General features: G+C 67.4%; 17 protein-coding genes. 15 read left to right on the top strand and 2 right to left on the bottom strand.

The features are described from left to right. Positions 1 to 182 precede the first annotated feature (182 nt). The 14 genes from VHP37_00765 (at position 183) to ctaD (ending at position 15,645) form a co-directional block, all read left to right on the top strand. A complete protein-coding gene (locus tag VHP37_00765; protein ID HEX2824848.1) occupies positions 183 to 1,052 on the top strand; it encodes a tripartite tricarboxylate transporter substrate binding protein in 870 nt (289 codons plus the stop codon). A gap of 254 nt (positions 1,053 to 1,306) precedes the next feature. Further along, positions 1,307 to 2,215: a tripartite tricarboxylate transporter substrate binding protein gene (locus tag VHP37_00760; protein HEX2824847.1), complete on the top strand. Its 909-nt coding sequence runs from the start codon at positions 1,307 to 1,309 to the stop codon at positions 2,213 to 2,215. A gap of 276 nt (positions 2,216 to 2,491) precedes the next feature. Continuing rightward, a complete protein-coding gene (locus VHP37_00755; GenBank protein ID HEX2824846.1) occupies positions 2,492 to 3,727 on the top strand; it encodes a hypothetical protein in 1,236 nt (411 codons plus the stop codon). A gap of 227 nt (positions 3,728 to 3,954) precedes the next feature. After that, positions 3,955 to 5,310 carry an adenylosuccinate lyase gene (gene purB, locus VHP37_00750; GenBank protein HEX2824845.1) on the top strand — a complete coding sequence of 452 codons (1,356 nt, stop codon included), beginning with the start codon at positions 3,955 to 3,957 and terminating at the stop codon, positions 5,308 to 5,310. Next, complete coding sequence (locus VHP37_00745; GenBank protein HEX2824844.1) at positions 5,307 to 6,287, top strand: D-2-hydroxyacid dehydrogenase family protein; 981 nt, start codon at positions 5,307 to 5,309, stop codon at positions 6,285 to 6,287. The genes purB and VHP37_00745 overlap by 4 nt, the downstream gene beginning before the upstream one ends. A gap of 110 nt (positions 6,288 to 6,397) precedes the next feature. Continuing rightward, positions 6,398 to 7,378: a tripartite tricarboxylate transporter substrate binding protein gene (locus tag VHP37_00740; protein ID HEX2824843.1), complete on the top strand. Its 981-nt coding sequence runs from the start codon at positions 6,398 to 6,400 to the stop codon at positions 7,376 to 7,378. Between the two features lie 66 nt (positions 7,379 to 7,444). Beyond that, a complete protein-coding gene (locus tag VHP37_00735) occupies positions 7,445 to 8,110 on the top strand; it encodes a BON domain-containing protein (protein HEX2824842.1) in 666 nt (221 codons plus the stop codon). An 85-nt stretch (positions 8,111 to 8,195) separates the two neighbouring features. Beyond that, positions 8,196 to 9,179 (top strand): tripartite tricarboxylate transporter substrate binding protein, encoded by a 984-nt coding sequence (locus VHP37_00730; GenBank protein ID HEX2824841.1) that lies wholly within the window; start codon positions 8,196 to 8,198, stop codon positions 9,177 to 9,179. A gap of 116 nt (positions 9,180 to 9,295) precedes the next feature. Continuing rightward, positions 9,296 to 10,357, top strand: a complete 1,062-nt coding sequence (locus VHP37_00725) for an AI-2E family transporter (protein HEX2824840.1) — start codon at positions 9,296 to 9,298, stop codon at positions 10,355 to 10,357. Continuing rightward, positions 10,347 to 11,075, top strand: a complete 729-nt coding sequence (locus tag VHP37_00720; GenBank protein HEX2824839.1) for a metallophosphoesterase — start codon at positions 10,347 to 10,349, stop codon at positions 11,073 to 11,075. The genes VHP37_00725 and VHP37_00720 overlap by 11 nt, the downstream gene beginning before the upstream one ends. Beyond that, positions 11,056 to 11,412: a c-type cytochrome gene (locus VHP37_00715; GenBank protein ID HEX2824838.1), complete on the top strand. Its 357-nt coding sequence runs from the start codon at positions 11,056 to 11,058 to the stop codon at positions 11,410 to 11,412. The genes VHP37_00720 and VHP37_00715 overlap by 20 nt, the downstream gene beginning before the upstream one ends. Further along, the gene (locus VHP37_00710) at positions 11,409 to 12,248 is read left to right on the top strand and encodes a c-type cytochrome (GenBank protein ID HEX2824837.1); all 840 of its coding nucleotides are present in this window, start codon (positions 11,409 to 11,411) and stop codon (positions 12,246 to 12,248) included. Before VHP37_00715 ends, VHP37_00710 begins: the two co-directional genes overlap by 4 nt. Beyond that, the gene (coxB, locus tag VHP37_00705) at positions 12,245 to 13,147 is read left to right on the top strand and encodes a cytochrome c oxidase subunit II (protein ID HEX2824836.1); all 903 of its coding nucleotides are present in this window, start codon (positions 12,245 to 12,247) and stop codon (positions 13,145 to 13,147) included. The genes VHP37_00710 and coxB overlap by 4 nt, the downstream gene beginning before the upstream one ends. Beyond that, on the top strand, positions 13,144 to 15,645 hold the full coding sequence (gene ctaD, locus VHP37_00700; GenBank protein HEX2824835.1) for a cytochrome c oxidase subunit I: 2,502 nt from the start codon (positions 13,144 to 13,146) through the stop codon (positions 15,643 to 15,645). Before coxB ends, ctaD begins: the two co-directional genes overlap by 4 nt. On the opposite strand, the gene VHP37_00695 is transcribed toward ctaD, so the two are convergent. After that, positions 15,638 to 16,240, bottom strand: a complete 603-nt coding sequence (locus VHP37_00695; GenBank protein ID HEX2824834.1) for a response regulator — start codon at positions 16,238 to 16,240, stop codon at positions 15,638 to 15,640. The genes ctaD and VHP37_00695 overlap by 8 nt on opposite strands. Positions 16,241 to 16,323: 83 nt before the next feature. Further along, positions 16,324 to 17,937 (bottom strand): alpha-amylase family glycosyl hydrolase, encoded by a 1,614-nt coding sequence (locus tag VHP37_00690; protein ID HEX2824833.1) that lies wholly within the window; start codon positions 17,935 to 17,937, stop codon positions 16,324 to 16,326. A 114-nt stretch (positions 17,938 to 18,051) separates the two neighbouring features. Between VHP37_00690 and VHP37_00685 the strand changes: the two genes are divergently transcribed. Continuing rightward, positions 18,052 to 18,558, top strand: coding sequence for a BON domain-containing protein (locus VHP37_00685; GenBank protein ID HEX2824832.1), 507 nt, complete (start codon positions 18,052 to 18,054; stop codon positions 18,556 to 18,558).

Here is an 18,558-nt window from a genome sequence, read left to right as displayed (position 1 = left end):
AAGGACGCAAAGGACGCAAAGGAATTCGATATCTCTCCAGTCCAAGACATACCGGCCATAGAAAAAGGTTTTGCTTTTCCTTGGCGTCCTTTGCGTCCTTGGCGGTCAATAGCTTTGTTCTGATCCAAACCACCGGAGATGCGATCGCCGCGCAGCCTCCATATCCCACTAGGCCCATCCGCATGCTCGTCGGCTATCCGCCGGGCGGACCCGCCGACGTCACCGCGCGCCTCTTCGCGCCGCCGCTGTCCGAAGCGCTCGGGCAGCAGGTCGTCATCGACAATCGCAGCGGCGCGGGCGGCACGGTCGCCGCGACGACGCTCGCGCGCGCGGAGCCCGACGGCTACACCATCGCCATCATGGCCAACGGCGAGCTCGCGATCTCGCCCAACCTCCGGAAGGTGCCCTACGACCCGCTGCGCGATTTCGCGCCGGTGAGCCGCATCGGCGTGAACCAGCTCGCGCTCGTCATCCATCCTTCGGTGCAGGCGAAGACGACCGCCGAGCTCGTCGCGCTCGCGAAAGCGAAGCCGGCCAGCGTCAATTTCGCGTCGGCGGGCAACGGCTCGACCGCGCATCTCGCGGGGGAGCTCTTCAAGGCGCTCGCGGCCATCGACATCGTCCACGTGCCGTACAAGGGCGCGGGACCCGCGCTGACCGATCTCATCGGCGGCCAGGTGCAGATGCTCATCACCGGCTATCCCGGCGCGCTGCCGCACATCAAGTCGGGCAAGCTCCGTGCGCTGGGCGTGACCGGATCGAAACGGCTCATCGCGGCGCCCGATCTGCCGACGATAGGCGAGACGGTCAAAGGCTACGAAGTGACCTCGTCCTACGGCGTGCTGCTGCCGGCGCGCGCCTCACGCGCGCTGATCGACCGCCTGCACCGGGAGACCGCGGCAATCGTGAAGAAACCCGAGGTGTCGGAGAAACTGATCGCGCTCGGCTTCGAGCCCGAGGGCACGACCCCGGCGGAATACGCGGCGCAGATCAAGCTGGAGCTCGCGAAGTGGGCCAAGGTGGTGAAGATCGCGAAGGTGCAGGTGGAATGAGGTTCGGAAGCCTCAACGGCAACGCGCAACATGCGTCATTCCCGCGCAGGCGGGAATCCATGCGACGCGAAGCGTCGTCCTGGCGAAGGCCAGGATCCATTTTGAATGTTCGTTCAAAGTCAAAATGGGTCCCGGATCGTGCAGGCCTGACGGCACACGTCCGGGACGACGCGATGATGCCTCGTCGCTTTTCCTTTGCGTCCTTGGCGTCCTTGGCGGTCAATTGCTTTGCTCTGATGTGCGCCGCCGGTGCTGTGAGCGCCGCGCAACCGGCGTATCCCGCCAAACCCATCCGCATGATCGTCGCCGTGCCCCCCGGCGGGCCGGCGGATACGCTCGCGCGGCTGGTCGCGCCGAAGCTCACCGAGTCGTTCGGGCAGACGGTCGTCATCGACAACCGTCCCGGCGCCAACGGCATCATCGCTTACGAGACGACGGCGCGCGCGGCGCCGGACGGTTACACCTTCACCGCGGTCGCCGCGGGCGTGGTCATCAATGCGAGCCTGTACAAGAGCGTTCCCTACGACCCGATCAGGGATTTCGCGCCGATCACGCTCGGCATCACGGTGCCGAATATCCTGGTGGTGCATCCGAGCGTGCCGGCGAGTTCGGTGAAGGAGCTGATCGCGCTGGCGAAGACCAGGCCGATCGCGTTCGCTTCCGCCGGCAACGGCACGTCGGGCCATCTCGCGCTCGAGCTCTTGCGCCAGAACGCCGCGATCGACGTGACGCACGTGCCTTACAAGGGCGGCGGTCCCGCGCTCGCGGAAGTGCTCGCGGGACAGGTGCAGGCGCTGTTCAGCATCGCGCTGTCCGCCATCCCGCAGGTGAAGGCGGGCAAGGTGAGGGGGCTCGCGATCACCAGCGCGAAACGCTCGCAGGTCGCCCCCGAGCTGCCGACGGTCGCCGAAGCGGGCCTGCCGGGCTTCGAAGTGGTCGGCTGGTTCGGCTGGCTCGCGCCCGCCGCGACGCCCAAGCCCATCGTGGCTCGCCTGCACGACGAGATCGTGCGTGCGCTCAGGCTGCCGGACGTGCGCGAGCGGCTCCTGTCGCAGGGCTCGGACCCGATCGGTAACACGCCCGCGGAGTTCGCGGCGTTCATGAAATCCGAGCACGCGAAATGGGGCAAGGTGATCCGGGCCGCCAATATCCGCGTCGAGTAAACTCGAAGCTGCTGAAAAACCCTTTTTAACCGCAAAGGACGCCAAGGACGCAAAGGTTTTCAACGGTCGTCATTCCCGCGCAGGCGGGAATCCAATTGATTGTGTCTTCAACGTCAAAATGGGTCCCGGATCGTGTCGGCCTTACGGCACACGTCCGGGACGACGCGATCGCAACGAATCGCTTTTTCCTTTGCGTCCTTTGCGTCCTTGGCGGTTCAAATTACACAGCGAGGTGTACGCGAGACGCGCGGCGTACCCCAAGGAAGGAGAGGATCCGTGGCACAAGCCAAAGGCATCAAGGAAGTCGCTTACGTCGACGTGAAGCAGGGCGGCGCCGCGCTGTCGCTCGGCGACAAGCGCTCGATCGGGCCGGTTTCCTGGACCGACTGCGCGGGCGGCGGGCAGGTCGTCGTCGAGCGCAACGTCGCCTATATCGGCAACATGCGCAATCCCAACGGGACGCTGATCGTCGACGTCAAAGACCCGAGGAAGCCGAAGATCATCTCGAACCTCGAGATGCCGAAGGGCACGCACTCGCACAAGGTGCGCGTGTCCGGCGACATCATGATCACCAACCGCGAAGTGCTCGGCCAGCACGCGCTCCAGGGCGAGGTGCCGCCCGACGGCTACAACGGCGGGCTCGCGATCTGGGACGTATCGAAACCCGAGGCGCCCAAGCTCATCACCAACTGGGACGCGACCGATCCCGCGGGCGCACGTTACGCGCGCGGCGTGCACCGCTTCGATTTCGACGGCCGCTACGCCTACATCTCGCCGACGATGGAAGGCTACGTCGGCAACATCATGATGATCCTCGACCTCGAGAACCCGGCGAAGCCCGAAGAGGTCGGCCGCTGGTGGATGCCGGGCCAGTGGGTCGCGGGCGGCGAGACGCCGACGTGGAAAGGGGACGCTCACAAGTGTCACCACCCGCTGCGTTACGGCAACCGTCTCTATACGAGCTACTGGCAGGGCGGCTGGGTCATCCTCGACATCGAGGACATGAGCAAGCCCAAGCGCATCTCGGGCATGGACTGGAGCCCGCCGTTCCCGTGGCCGACGCACACCTGCCTGCGCATCCCGTTCAAGATCAAGGGGCGCGACTTCATGGTGGTCACCGACGAGGACGTGTTCCGGCAGGAGGACTACTTCAAGTATCCCGCGTCGTTCATGTGGCTCGTGGACATCAGCGACGAAGCGCACCCGATGCCGATCTCGACGTTCCAGATCGAGGACATGCCCGACGGTCCGCAGCCGCGCATGACCGGCTGCCATCAGCCGTGCGAGAAGGTGACCGGCACCGAGATCCCGGTCGCGTGGTTCGCATACGGCCTGCGCATCGTCGACATCGCCGATCCGCACTCGCTGAAGGAAGTCGCGTACTTCATGCCCGACGTGCCGCCGGGCTCGGATCGCGTGCAGTCGAACGACGTCACCGTCGACGATCGCGGGCTCATCTACCTGCTCGACCGCGTGCGCGGGTTGCACATCCTCGAGCGTACCGAAAAGTAACTCAAGAGCTTTTTTAACCGCAAAGGACGCAAAGGACGCCAGGGTTTGCAGCGGTCGTCATTCCCGCGAACGCGGGAATCCATTTTGAACGGGGCTTGAACGTCAACATGGGTCCCGGATCGTGTCGGCCTGACGGCACACGTCCGGGACGACGCGATGATGCCGCGTCGCTTTTCCTTTGCGTCCTTGGCGTCCTTGGCGGTTCATTGTTTTTATAGGGGTTCAAAATGGCTTCAGGCGTATTCGACGACGCACTCATCAAGCATCTTTTCAGCACCGACGAGATGCGCGCGATCTTCAGCGATCGCAACAAGGTGCAGAAGTGGTACGACTTCGAGGCCGCGCTCGCGCTCGAGCAGGCGGCGCTCGGCATCATCCCGGATGACGCAGCGAAGCAGATCGCCGCCAACGCGAAGGTCGACAAGGTCGACATCGAGAAGATCGCGGCCGAGATCCGGCGCATCAAGCATCCGCTGGTGCCCGCGGTCAGGGCGGTCGAGCAGCTCTGCGCCAAGGGGCTGGGCGAGTACATCCACTTCGGCCCCACCACGCAGGACGTGCTCGACACCGGCACGGTGCTCCAGATCAAGGACGCGCACCAGATCTACCTGCGTGACATGAAGGCGATCGGCAACGCGCTCGCCAGGCTCGCGCGCGAGCACAAGTCGACGCCGATGGTCGGCCGCTCGCACGGCGTGCAGGCGCTGCCGATCACCTTCGGCCACAAGGCGGCGATCTGGCTGTCGGAGATGGGACGCAACTTTGATCGCATGCGCGAGCTCGAAAAGCGCCTGTTCGTGGGCGGCATGGTCGGCGCGGTCGGCACTCAGGCGTCGTTCGGACCGAAAGCGCCGGAGCTCGAGCAGCGCCTCATGAAGCGCCTGGGCCTGGGCGTCGCCGACATCAACTGGCAGCCCGCGCGCGACCGCTTCGCGGAATACGTCTCGGTGCTCGGCATCATCTCCGGCACGCTGGGCAAGATCGCCAACGAGATCGTCACCCTCGAGCACACCGAGATCGGCGAGCTCTACGAGCCTTTCAGCGAAGGCAAGGTCGGCTCGTCGACGATGCCGCACAAGCGCAACCCGTCGACGTGCGAGGCGGTCGTCGGCAACAGCCGCGCGATCCGCTACAACGTCGCCTTCATGCTCGAGTGCATGATCATCGAGCACGAGCGCGACGGCTCGGCATGGCGCGGCGAGTGGAAGACGGTGGGCGAGACCTGCCTCATGGCGGGTGCGATGCTCGCGATGATGAAATACGTGCTGGAAGGCCTGCACGTCGACGTGGAATCGATGCGGAAGAACCTCGACAAGCTCGGCGGCTTCCTGCTCTCGGAGCGCGTGATGTTCGATCTCTCCGACAAGGTCGGCAAGCAGACCGCGCACGAGCTGGTGTACGAAGCGTCGATGCACGGCATCGAGAACGGCGTCACCTTCGAGCAGTCGCTGATGGCGAACGAGAAGATCCGCGGCGCGATGTCGGCGGACGAGCTCAAAGCGTCGCTCGATCCGACCACCTACACCGGGCATGCGGAGGCGATCGTCGATCGCGTGCTCGAGCAGCAGAAAGGCTGGCTATGAAAGTCACCGTACTCGACGATTACCAGAACCTCGTCCGCTCGCTGGACGCGTTCAGGAAGCTGAAGGACCACGACGTCACGGTGTGGAACGATCACACCAAGGACATCGACGTGCTGGCGGAGCGGCTGAAGGACACCGAAGCGCTGGTGCTCATCCGCGAGCGCACGCCCATCCGCGCGCCGCTGATCGAGCGCCTGCCGAAGCTGCGCCTGGTCAGCCAGCGCAGCGTCTTCCCGCACATCGACGTCGACGCGCTGACGAAGCGCGGCATCGTGCTCTCGTCGGACCAGCATCCGGGCAAGCCGTCGTATGCGACGGCCGAGCTGACCTGGGGGCTCGTCCTCGCGGCGATGCGCAAGATCCCGCAGGAAGTCGCGAACCTGAAGGCCGGCAAGTGGCAGTCGACCGTCGGCATCGGCTTGCGCGGGCGCAACCTGGGCATCTTCGGCTATGGCCGCATCGGCGGGGCCGTCGCGGGCTACGGGCGCGCGTTCGGCATGAACGTGAGCGTCTGGGGCACCGAAGGCTCGCGCACGCGCGGACAGGCGGACGGCTATGCCGCGGCGGCTTCGAAGGAAGCGTTCTTCGAGCAGAACGACGTGATCTCGCTGCACCTGCGCCTCGTCGACGCGACGCGCGGCATCGTCGCCGCGCAGGATCTCGCGCGCATGAAGCCGACCGCGCTCATCGTCAACACGAGCCGCGCCGGGCTGATCGCGCCGGGCGCGCTCGAAGCCGCGCTGAAGCAGGGACGGCCCGGCATGGCGGCGGTCGACGTGTTCGAGGAAGAGCCCGTGCTCGGCGGCAAGCACCCGCTGCTGCGCATGGACAACGTCGTGGCCACACCGCACCTGGGCTACGTCGAGCGCGACGCCTACGAGGGGCAGTTTTCGAGCTCGTTCGAGCAGGTGCTCGCGTTCGCGGCGGGCAAACCGATCAACGTGATGAATCCGGAAGCGTTGGATGTGAAGCGGTGATGTAAGGCGTGACGGATGAACCGGTGACGGATGAAGCGGTGCCGGGTGAATCGGTGACGAAGAGCGTAGGGTGCGTGCAAACGCACCGCGAAAAACAAAGAGGAGCAAGCATGTCGAGCAGTCGTATCAAACTTGGTTTTGCCGTTGCGCTGACGCTGTCCAGCGCCGTTGCGAGCGCCGCCGATTCGGGCGGCGCCTATCCCAATCGCCCCGTGCGCTGGGTCGTCCCTTTCACGCCCGGCGCGTCGAACGACATCATCGCGCGCCTCGTCGGCGGCAAGCTCGGCGAAGCGTTCGGCCAGCAGTTCGTCATCGACAACCGGCCCGGCGCGGGCGGCTCGATCGGCGCGGACACGGTCGCGAAAGCCAACCCGGACGGGTATACGCTGCTGCTCGCGAACCCGGGCCCTAGCGTGAACACGCCGCTCATGCACAAGCGCAGCTCGTACAAGGTCGAGGACTTCACCAACATCGTCTTCATCGGCTACGCGCCGCTGCTCATCCTCGCGAATCCGAAGTTTCCCCCGAACAACCCCAAAGAGCTGATCGCGTACGCGAAGGCGAATCCCGGCAAGATCAGCTGGGGCTCGTCCGGCAACGGCAGCAGCCTGCACATCGGGCTCGCGCTGCTCCAGGGCGCGACGGGCATCGACGTCGTGCACGTGCCGTACAAAGGCTCCGGCCCCGCGCTGGTGGACGCCGTCAGCGGGCAGATCCAGATGATGCACACCACGACGGTGAGCGCCGAATCGCAGATCAAGTCGGGCCGCGTGAAAGTCGTCGGCATCGCGTCCGCGAAGCGCAGCCCGCTGCTGCCCGACGTGCCGACGCTCGCGGAGTCGGGCATCAAGGACGCCGAAGCGATCGTGTGGTTCGGCATGGCCGGTCCGCCCAAGCTGCCGCGCGCGATCGTCGACAAGCTCAACGCGCAGGTCAACAAAACGCTGCAGCTGCCCGACGTGAAGCAGCGCCTCGACCAGCTCGGCCTCGAAATCCAGGGCGGCAAGCCCGAGGAGTTCGACGCGTTCGTGAAGAAGGAAGCGGGAAAGGTCTCCGGCCTGCTGAAGAAAGGCTTGCTCAAGCAGGAATGAGCTACGCGTGTCCTCTCCGGTACAGGTGTTGCAGCGAAACATGCAACACGCATCCGGAGAGGGACCATGGCTCAGAAAGACTTCAATCCCTTCGGCAAGAACGAACCGCTGACAGGACACGGCGAGGTCTCCGAAGGGGTACCGCCGCGGCAGACCGGCGACACACCCGGTTACGGCGTGCACGGCATGGGTTATGCGCACGGCAGCGGCGGGCAGTTCGGCGTGTACGGCGTGCCGCACGGCGTCGCGCAGGATTACGTCGAAGCCTCGCGGGCGGGCTCGCCCGGCGAGTTCGACCAACCGCACGGCCGGCTGGGCTTCGGCTGGGAAGGCGGCTTCGGCTCCGCAGGCGAATACAGCGCGCGCACCGACCGCATCCGTCCGGCGCGGCAGCCCTCAAGCTACGCGCCCGAGCATGAAAAAATGCAATCGCAGCGCAACGTGCGGCACGGCCCCAAGAACTACACGCGCTCCGACGACCGCATCCAGGAAGAGATCTTCGACGCGATCGAGCGCGAGCCGCGTATCGACGCATCCGAGGTGACGATCGAAGTGCGGGGCGGCAAGGTCACGCTGCTCGGCGCGGTCGCGCACCGCCAGATGAAGCACTGGATCGAGGACATCGCGGCGGATTGCTACGGTGTCGCCGACGTCGACAACAAGCTGACGGTCGCGCTCGCCGAAGCTTCCCCGGCCGACCGCAAGATGAGTCCCGGCGGCGTCGGTCACTGACCGCCGCCACGGCGCTTCGGGTATCCTCCGTCGCACGGGAAGGACGGCCGCCGTCGTCCTTTTTCCACGACAACGGAGGAAAACAATGACATTCCGTCTCGCCGCCGCGGGCGCCGCCGCGCTCGCGCTCGCCGTACCCGCCGCCGTACACGCTCAAGGCGGTTACCCCACCAAGCCGATCCGCCTCATCGTCGCCTTTCCCGCGGGCGGATCGACCGACATCATCGGGCGCATCGTTGCGCAACGCCTGTCGCAAAGCCTCGGCCAGCAGGTCATCGTCGACAACCGCGGCGGCGCCGGCGGCATCGTCGGCACCGAGATCGCGGCGCGCGCGAACCCGGACGGCTACACGCTCACCATGGGCACGACGAGTACCCACGTGATCGCGCCCGCGGCCTACGGCATCGCGAAGATCAAGTACGACCCGATCAAGGATTTCGACCCGATCACGCTCGTGGCGTCGACGCCGTACCTGCTGGTGGTCAATCCGGCGGTGAAGGCGAATACGCTCAAAGAGTTCGTCGCGCTGGTGAAGTCGCAGCCGGGCAAGCTCAACTACGCGTCTGCAGGCGCGGGCTCGACCACGCACCTCGCGATGGAGATGCTGAAGCACACCGCGGGCATGGACATCGTCCACGTGCCTTACAACGGCAACGGTCCGGCAGGCACCGCGACGCTCGGCGGCCAGGTGCAGGCGCTCTTCGGCAGCATGCCGGCGGTGCTGCCGCACGCGAAATCGGGCAAGCTGCGGCCGCTCGCGGTCGGTACCCTCAAGCGCTCGCCGGCACTGCCGGATACGCCGACCGTCGCCGAATCCGGTTATCCCGGTTTCGAAGTGTCGCTGTGGCTCGGCTTCTTCGCGCCCCGCCATACGCCGGCGCCCATCCTCAATCGCCTGCACAGCGAGCTCGTCAAGATCGTGCTCTCGCCCGACATGAAGGAGCAGCTCGAGCGCAACGGCGCGGAGCCCGCGCACAACGCGTCGAACATCGAGCTCCAGCGGCTGGTGCGCGCGGAGATCGACAAGTATGCGAAGGTGCTGAAAGCGGCAAATATCAAGCTCGAATAGCCGCTCGCGCGACTATTCTCGCCGCCTGCGGCGGCTCCGGTGAACGCCTCGGAGGGAAACCAAGGTTTCCCTCCGAGACCTCCCTTCCTTGGGTGGCTGGCCTCGGTGCCGGTGGCATGCTGATTGCGTCTGGCGCGGCCATGCAGGGCGCATCCAACGCTTACACGAGAAAAGTGGTCGTCGCCGTCGCAGCCGCGACGTTCGCGTTCCTGCTCGTGGCGGCGCTGTACATGGCCTCGCACGTGCTGCTGCTCATCTTCGGCGGCGTGCTGCTCGCGACGCTGCTGCGCGGCCTCGGCGATCTCGTCTCGCAATACACGCGCATTCCACCCGGCTGGTCGGTCCTGCTCGTCGGCGGCGTGCTCGTGCTCGTCTTCGGCTGGGGCGGCTGGTATCTGTCGGCGGAGATCGCCGGCCAGTTCGACGAGCTCGGCCGCAACATGGCGGCGATGTGGCAGCAGGTGCGCGGCCTCCTGGGAAAGTATTCGTGGGGCCGGGACCTCCTGACCAGCCTCGGCGAGTACCAGCTCGACAGCGGCAACGTCGGCGCGATCGGCAAGGTGATCGGCGCGACGCTCGGCGGCGTGTCGGGCCTCGTGCTCTCGGTCATCATCGGCGTCTACGTCGCCGCCGATCCCGGCCTGTACTTCAACGGCGTGCTGCGCCTCGTGCCGCTCGGCTACCGCCCGCGCGCCGAGGAGATCCTGCGCGAGCTGTCGGGCGCGCTGCGCCGCTGGCTCATGGGGACGCTGCTCCTGATGACGTTCGTCGGGACGCTGATCACCATCGGGCTCTATCTCCTCGGCATCCCGCTGGCGCTCGCGCTCGGGCTCATCATGTTCGTGCTCGAGTTCATTCCGTACCTCGGGCCGATACTCGCGGCGCTGCCGGCGGTGCTCATCGCCTCGACCCTCGGGCCGCAGGAGGTGCTGTGGGTAGTGCTGCTGTACTGGGGCGTGCAGTCGCTCGAAGGCTACGTGCTCTCGCCGCTCGTGTTCCAGAGGAGCGTGGACATCCCGCCGCTGGTGACGATGAGCGCGCAGGTCGTGCTCGGGACCATGCTCGGCGTGCTCGGCATCGTGTTCGCGACGCCGCTCGCGGCGTGCGCGCTGGTGCTCGTCAATCGCGTGTATATAGAGGACGTGCTGGGAGATCGGAGGAAGCAGCGTGAGGCGTGAGGCGGGAGACGGGATTCGCATTGCGGCGGTCGGTGACATCCACGCATCGGTAGGGACCAGGGGACAACTGCGCCCGCACTACGCCGCGCTGAAGGATCGCGCCGACGCGCTGCTCATCGCGGGCGACCTCACCAACGTCGGCCGTATCGAGGAAGCGCAGGCGCTCGCCGCGGAGCTGCGCGGCGCCCCGGTGCCGGTCGTCGCGGTGCTCGGCAACCACGACCATCATCGCGGTCAGGCGCACGCGATACGCGAAACGCTCGAAAGCGCCGGCGTGATCATGCTCGAAGGCGAATCGGTGACGCTGCAAGTGCGCGGGCGCACCCTCGGCATCTCCGGCGTGAAAGGCTTCTGCGGCGGGTTCAAGGGCGACCACGGCCACAAGTTCGGCGAGCCCGAGATGAAAGCTTTCATCCAGGCGACCGACGACGCGGCGTCCGCGCTCGAAGCGCAGCTCACGAGCCTTCGAACCGATCGCCGCGTGGCCCTGATCCATTACGCGCCGGTGCGCGGCACGGTCGAAGGCGAGCGTCCCGAGATCTTTCCCTATCTCGGGGCGTATCAACTCGCCGATGCGATCGATCGCGCGGGCGCCGACCTCGTGCTGCACGGTCACGCCCATTACGGCAGCGTCGAAGGCGTCACCGAAGGCGGAGTGCCGGTGCGCAACGTCGCGATGCCGCTCATCCGCATGCCTTATGCGATCTATACGCTCTAGCCTCGCACTCCTCGTCGCCCTCGGCGCGTGCAGCAGCGAAGCGCCGAAGCAGGTCGTCGCCGGCGGCGACGAAGCCCGCGGCCGCGTTTACATCGAGCGTTACGGCTGCGCGAGCTGTCACTCCGGACTGCCGGGCGCTCAGGGTACGGTCGGCCCGCCGCTCGAGCGCATCGCTCATCGCGCCTACCTCGGCGGCGTGCTCCCGAACACGCCGGAGAACATGGCGGCGTGGGTGTCGCGGCCGCAGCGCTACGCGCCGGGCACGGCAATGCCCGATCTCGGCATCTCCGAAGCCGAAGCGCGCGACATCGCCGCCTATCTCTACACGCTGCGATGACGCGCCTGCGAACGGTCATCACGACCGCCGTCGTGCTCGGCGCCCTCGGCGCGATCGGCGGCGCCGCTTTCGTGCTCTCCGGCGTATACGACATCTCCGCGGTCGACCCGCACACCAAGCCGGTGTACTGGCTGATCGAGGCGACGATGCGCCGGTCGGTGGCGGCGCGGGCGAAAGACACCGCCGTCCCCGATCTCGCGTCCGAGCCGACGATCGCGCGCGGCTTCGCCGCTTACGTGCGCAACTGCGAGCAGTGCCACGGCGGTCCGGGCGTGTCGCCGGGGCCTGCCGCGCTCGGCATGATGCCGGTGCCGGCGTATCTCGTGACGGTCGGCCGCGAGTGGCCCGCGGCCGAAGTGCAGTGGGTGGTGAAGAACGGCATCAAGGCGACCGGGATGCCGGCGTGGAAGCACCGCATGAGCGACGACGAGATCTGGGAGGTCGTTGCGTTCGTGAAGCACCGGCTGCCCTATCTCTCCGCTGCGCAGTACGGCGAAGCGGCCGCGAAGATCGCGCAGACCGGGAACGCGGTCGCGCCTGCGGTCGAGCGGCGCCCCGGCAACGCCGACGCGGGACGGCGAGCGCTCGATCAGTACGCGTGCACGACGTGTCACGTCATACCGCTCGTCACCGGCGCGACGAAGCACGTCGGGCCGCCGCTCGCCGGCATCGCCAGGCGCAGCTATATCGGCGGCGCGCTCGCGAATACCCCGGAGAACATGGTGCGCTGGCTCAGGTCTCCGCCGAGCGTGAAGCCCGGAACCGCAATGCCCGACCTCGGCGTGAGCGAACAGGACGCGCGCGATCTGGCGGCGTATCTCGCGACCCTGAAGTGAATGCGACGGGTCAATCCGCGTTCGAGCCTGCGGGCACGCATGCGCTGGCGATCGACGAGCTCTCGCGGGTGCTCTACATCGGCACCGCCGCGACGTTCGCGGTGGCCGTGGCGATCGTCGCGATCGCCGTGCTCGGCCGCGCATCGCGCGTGTCGTCGCGCGCGTGGATCGTCGGCGGCGGCCTCGCGCTGCCGACGCTCGTGCTCGGCGTCCTGCTCGTATACGCGCTGCGCGTGGGCGAGGCGCTGTCGATGGACGTCGATTGCAGCGTCACGGTGCGCATCGTCGCCAAGCGCTGGTGGTGGGAAGTGCGCTACGTACAGCCTACCGGAGACGTCGTATCGGCCAACGAGCTGCACCTGCCCGCGAACCGGCGCGTGAAGCTCCTGCTCGAGACGAGCGATGTCATCCACAGCTTCTGGGTGCCGAGCCTCGCCGGCAAGGTCGACATGATCCCGGGCCGGGTCAATCATCTCGTCGTCGAAGCGTCGCGGCCGGGCGTGTATCGCGGGCAGTGCGCCGAGTACTGCGGCGCGCAGCACGCGCTGATGGCGCTGAGCGTGATCGTGCACGACAACGCCGACTTCGAGCGCTGGCTGGAAAAAGAGAGCAGACCGGCCATCGCCGACGAGGAGGGCGCGCGGCAGTTCGCGATGTCCGGCTGCGCGCAATGCCACACCGTGCGCGGCACGCAGGCGGCGGGCCGCGACGGCCCCGACCTCACGCATGTCGCGAGCCGCGCGACGCTGGCCGCCGGCACGCTGCCGATGAGCCGCGGCGCGCTCGCCGGCTGGATCGCGGACAGCCAGGGCATCAAGCCCGGCAACCTCATGCCGCCGACCCGCACTACGCCGCAGGCGCTGCACGCGCTCACCGAGTACGTCGAGAGCCTCAAGTGAGCGGGCGGCCGCTGCCCAACCCGCTGCCGCGCCCCGACGGCGAGCTCGAAGCGCTGGAGCGCGCATGGCTGACGCCGCGCGGGTGGCGCATCTTCGGCGCGGTCAACAACACCGTCATCGGGCTCTTCTACGTCGGGACCGCGCTGCTCTTCCTGGTCCTCGCGGGCGTGCTCGCGCTGCTCATGCGCGCTCAGCTCGCGGTGCCCGGCAACGACTTGCTGTCCAACGCCGAGTACAACCGCATCTTCACCATGCACGGCACGGTGATGATGTTTCTCTTCGCGGTGCCGGTCGTCGAAGCGGTCGCGGTGCTGCTCCTGCCCAACATGCTCGGTGCGCGCGACCTGCCGTTCCCGCGGCTGTCGGCGTACGCCTACTGGGCGTACGCGATCGGCGGGCTCGTGTTCTTCGGCACGATCTTTTTTGGCGTCGCACCGGACGGCGGCTGGTTCATGTATCCGCCGCTCACCGGCGGCACCTATTCGCCGGGCAGCGGCGCGGACTGGTGGCTGCTCGGCATCGGTTTCATCGAGATCTCGGCGATCGCGGGCGCGGTGGAGCTCGTCGTCGGGATACTGCGCACGCGCGCGCCCGGGATGTCGCTCATGAAGATGCCGCTCTTCGCGTGGGCGATGCTGGTCGTCGGCGCGATGATCGTGTTCGGCTTCCCGCCGATCATCCTCGGCACGCTGCTGCTCGAGCTGGAGCGCGCATTGGGCTGGCCGTTCTTCATCGTCGAGCGCGGCGGCGACCCGGTGCTGTGGCAGCACCTCTTCTGGCTCTTCGGTCATCCGGAGGTGTACATCATCTTCCTGCCCGCCGCGGGGATGATCTCGATGATCGTGCCCACGCTCGCGCGCACGCGACTCGCGGGTTATCGCTGGATCGTCGCCGCGACGATCATAGTCGGCGTGCTGAGCTTCACGCTGTGGGCGCACCACATGTACGCGATCGGCCTCACGCACAAATACGCGGCGTTCTTCTCCGCCGCGAGCATGGCGGTGAGCATCCCGACCGCGATCCAGCTGTTCTCGTGGGTGACCACGCTGTGGCGCGGCGAGGTGCGGTTCGCCGCGCCGACGTGGTTCCTGCTCGCGTTCTTCGCGACCTTTGTGCTCGGCGGTCTCACCGGCGTGATGCTCGCGGTCGTGCCTTTCGACTGGCAGGCGCACGACACCTACTTCGTCGTCGCGCATTTCCATTACGTGCTGATCGGCGGCATGGTGTTCCCGCTGATCGCGGCGATCTATTACTGGGCGCCGTTCGTCTCGGGCAAGCCGTTGTCGGAGCGCATGGGCAAGTGGTCGTGCGCGCTCATGTTCGCGGGATTCCACGCCACGTTCTTCCCGATGCACATCACCGGCATGCTCGGCATGCCGCGGCGGGTCTACACGTACCAGGCGGGGCTCGGCTGGGACGGGCTGAATCTGCTTTCCACCCTCGGCGCGTTCGTGCTCGCCGCGGGCTTCGCCGTCTTTCTGCTGGACGTGCTCATGCACCTGCGCCTCGCCAAGAAAGTCGACGCGAACGTGTGGGGCGCCTCCACGCTCGAATGGCTGCCGGCCGACGACTACGGCTTCCGCAGCATCCCGCGCATCGACGATCGGGATCCGCTGTGGGCGAGACCGACGCTCGCGGCGGAGGTCGACGCGGGACAGCATTACCTGCCCGGAACCGCGACGGGCAGGCGCGAGACTCTGGTGACGAGCCCGCGCGATGCGCGGCCGCAGTATGTGCTCGTGCTCACCGGCGACAGTTGGCTGCCGTTCGTCGCCGGTCTGGGCACCGCGGCGTTCTTTCTGCTGCTGACCGCGAAGCTGCACGTGGCCGCCGCGATCGGCGGCGTCGTCGCGCTGGCCGCGATACTCCGGTGGCTGTGGGAGACCGACCCGGGCGCGATCCGCGGCCCGGTCGATATCGGCGACGGACTGCCCCTGCCGATCTACGTGAGCGGACGGCATTCGCACTCGGCATGGGGGATGGGCGTGCTGCTGCTCGTCGATGCGACGATCTTCGCCTCGCTCGTCTTCTCGTGGTTCTACCTGTGGACCCAGTCGCAGGGCCCGTGGCCGCCCGCACCGTACGCGTTACCGGCGGGGCATACGTCGGTGACGGTGGCGGCGTTGTGGAGCGCGAGCGGCGCGGCGCTCGTGTGGGCGGGGCGTCTCCTGCACCGGCGCCTTTTCACCGAAGCGCTGCTCGCCGGCGCGGTGTGCGCCGCGGCGGCGACGGCGCTGCACTGGAGCGCATACGCGGACATCGATCCGGCGGCGCACGGCTACGGCGCGCTCGTCTACGCGGGACTCGCGCTGCAGGCGCTGCACGTGCTCGTCGCGATCGCGATGGCCGCTTACACGCTTGCGCGGCGCTACAGCGGCAAGCTCGACCCCGTGCGCCGGGTCACGTTCGACAACACCTGCATCTTCTGGCTCTATACGAGCGCGCAGGGCGCAGCGCTCGTGCTCGTCCTGGAGGCCGCGCCTCGGCTCGTCACTTAGTCGCGGTGTCCGCGTCCGACGCGACGGTCGGCCACGTCCGCTCGAAGTTCGCGCGATTGCCGCCGGCATCCAGGAAAGCGCGGTACGCCTTCATCCGCAGCGTGCACTCGAGCGACCGCTGCGCCTTGGCGCGGGCGGCGCGCACGGTCTCGCGCGCCCGTGCCGCGCGCGCGGTGAGCTCTTCCTCGATCGCGAGCTCTTCGGCGATGCGCGCACGCCGCGTCTCGATCTCCGCGAGCTTGAGCAGCAATCGAAGGGTGGACCTGAGCAGGTCGGGGTCGAGCGGCTTGACGAGGAAGCGCAATGCGCCGGCGGCCACCGCGCGGCTCTCGTGCGCAGCGGTGCCGGTGGACGACACGTAGATGATCGGCGTGCGCGGATCGATCCGGTGGAGCCATGCGCACAAGGCGAGGCCGCTCGCGTCGGGGCCGCTCGCGAGCAGGTAGACGTCGTAGCTCACGCGGCGCGCGAGCACGCGCGCTTCCTCGTCGGTCGCGACGATGTCGATCTGGTGCGGCGCCAGCAGCTCCTGCATGAGCAGGCGCGCCTCCGCGTCGCCGTCGACGTACAACAACCGCCGCTGTGCGGTGTCCATGATTCCCCCGGGCGTACTGGCTTTCCCAGCAAGTCTAGCGAATGCGGGGGCGGCGCAGAAGCGCCGGCGACGCGCGGCACGTCTCAGGCGACGAGCGCGATCACGCCTTCGTCCGGGCGCAGCGCACAACTCCCGGTCAGCGCCTCCCCGACGCGGTCCATGTGCGTCGACATCAACACCTTCCCCGGGCGGTCGGGCAGCGCCACCGCCTCCGCTTCGTGGCCGAAGTTGAGCGCGACGACGAGCCGCTCGGCGCCGTCGTAGCGCTCGAACGCCATTACGCTGCCTTCGCACGTGATCTGCGCGTAACCGCCGACCGACAGCGCGCGGTGACTGCGCCGCAGCCCGATCAGGGCCTTGTACAACGCGAGCACCGAGCGCGGGTCTTCCGCGAGCACCTTGACGTTGTGGCGGTGGAAGTCCGGGGGGATCGGCAGCCAGGGCTCGCTCGTGGAAAAGCCGGCGTGCAGCGAGCCGTCCCACTGCATCGGCGTGCGCTGCGGGTCGCGGCCGAGGCCGAGCCCCGGCTGGTTCTTCTCGTACGGGTCCTGCACGCGCTCGGGCGGGATGATGTGGTCGCACATCCCGATCTCGTCGCCGTAATAGAGCGTCGGCGTGCCGCGCAGCGTGAGCAGCATCATCGCGGCGATGCGCGACTGAGCGTCGCCCACGCGCGTCGCGATGCGGTGCTGGTCGTGGTTGCCGAGCACCCAGTTCGGCCATTCCTCTTCAGGTACGCGCTCCTCGTACTCGCGGATCATGCGGTCGATCTCGCACGCGTTCCACGGCGCGTGGATGAGCTGGAAGTTGAACGGCAGGTGGACTCCGGGGCGCTCGAGGCCGTAGTACTCGACGAGGCGCTCCACCGGCAGGTAGATCTCGCCGATGATGAGGCGCTCATCAAAGGTCTCGAAGAGCTCGCGCATCTCGGAGATCACCTCGTGCACCTCGGGCCGGTCGGTCGTGTAGAGCTCGAGCAGCTTGCGGTGCTCCGAATCGCCGGGCTCGAAGCCGGGGTTGGGCGGGTTGTCGCGGAACTGGTCGTCCTTGATGAGATGCCACAGGACGTCCATGCGAAAGCCGTCGACGCCGCGGTCGAGCCAGAAGCGCAGCACGCGGTACATCGCGTTGCGCACCTCGCGGTTGCGCCAGTTGAGGTCGGGCTGCTCCTTGAGGAACGCGTGGTAGTAGTACTGGCCGGTGGCGGCATCGAGCTGCCAGGCACTGCCGCCGAACTGCGCCAGCCAGTTGGTCGGCGCGCCGCCGCCCGGCGCCGGATCGCGCCAGATGTACCAGTCGCGCTTCGGGTTGTCGCGCGAGCTTCGGCTCTCGATGAACCATGGATGCCGGTCCGACGTATGGTTGGGGACGAAATCGAGGATGAGCTTCATGCCGCGCGCGTGCACTTCCGCCAGCAGCCGGTCGAAATCCTCGAGCGAGCCGAAGGTCTGCGCGATGTCGCAGTAATCGGAGATGTCGTAGCCGAAGTCCTTCATCGGCGACGGATAGATCGGCGATATCCAGACCGCGTCGACGCCGAGCCAGTGGAGGTAATCGAGCCGCTGGCGGATCCCGTCGAGGTCGCCTTTGCCGTCGCCGTTGCTGTCCTGGAACGAGAGGGGATAGATCTGGTAGACGATGCCGCGCTGCCACCACAGAGGATTCGCGGGCGATTGGGGTCGATTGCTCTGAGCCACGGAAGTTCCTCGGAAACCTGCAACTGGAACCATGAATCGCAGCAAACGCGGTGCCGCGCTGCGGCGAGGCGCGCAATTTGCAGCGGCGGGTAAATCGAATAGAAAGGTCGAATCATGGCGAAATCGAATCGACGTGCGACGCCCGAGCCGATGCAGGCGCCGCGCGATTACAGCTCGCAGGCGCAGGCGGCCGGCGTCGCTGGTGCCCGCGATGCCTCCTGGGAAGGCACGCGCCGGTGGGGCGACGACGATCCGTTCGCGCCGCATCGCTATCGCTACGACGCGCAGGCGCCCGCCGCCGTACTGCACGACGGCGAGCAGCTCATCGGCGGGCAGCCCCGGCTGCATACAGGACTGCGCGGCCCGAAGAACTACCGCCGCAGCGACGAGCGCATCCGCGAGGACGTCTGCGAGGCGCTGATCGGCGCGACGCACCTCGACTCGAGCGAGGTGACGGTGGAAGTCGCCGGCGGCGTCGTCACGCTCGAAGGCATCGTCCCCGAGCGCCGCATGAAGCACGCCATCGAGGACATCACGGCGCAAGCGCGCGGCGTGCGCGAGGTGGAGAACCGCATACGCGTGGTGCGAGGAGGCGCGGACCCGCTCCTCGCGCGGCGCTAG

Source organism: Burkholderiales bacterium (assembly GCA_036262035.1).
GTDB lineage: Bacteria > Pseudomonadota > Gammaproteobacteria > Burkholderiales > SG8-41 > JAQGMV01.
Note: the sequence above shows the minus strand (reverse complement) of the source record. Positions and strands in the feature narration are given on the sequence as shown.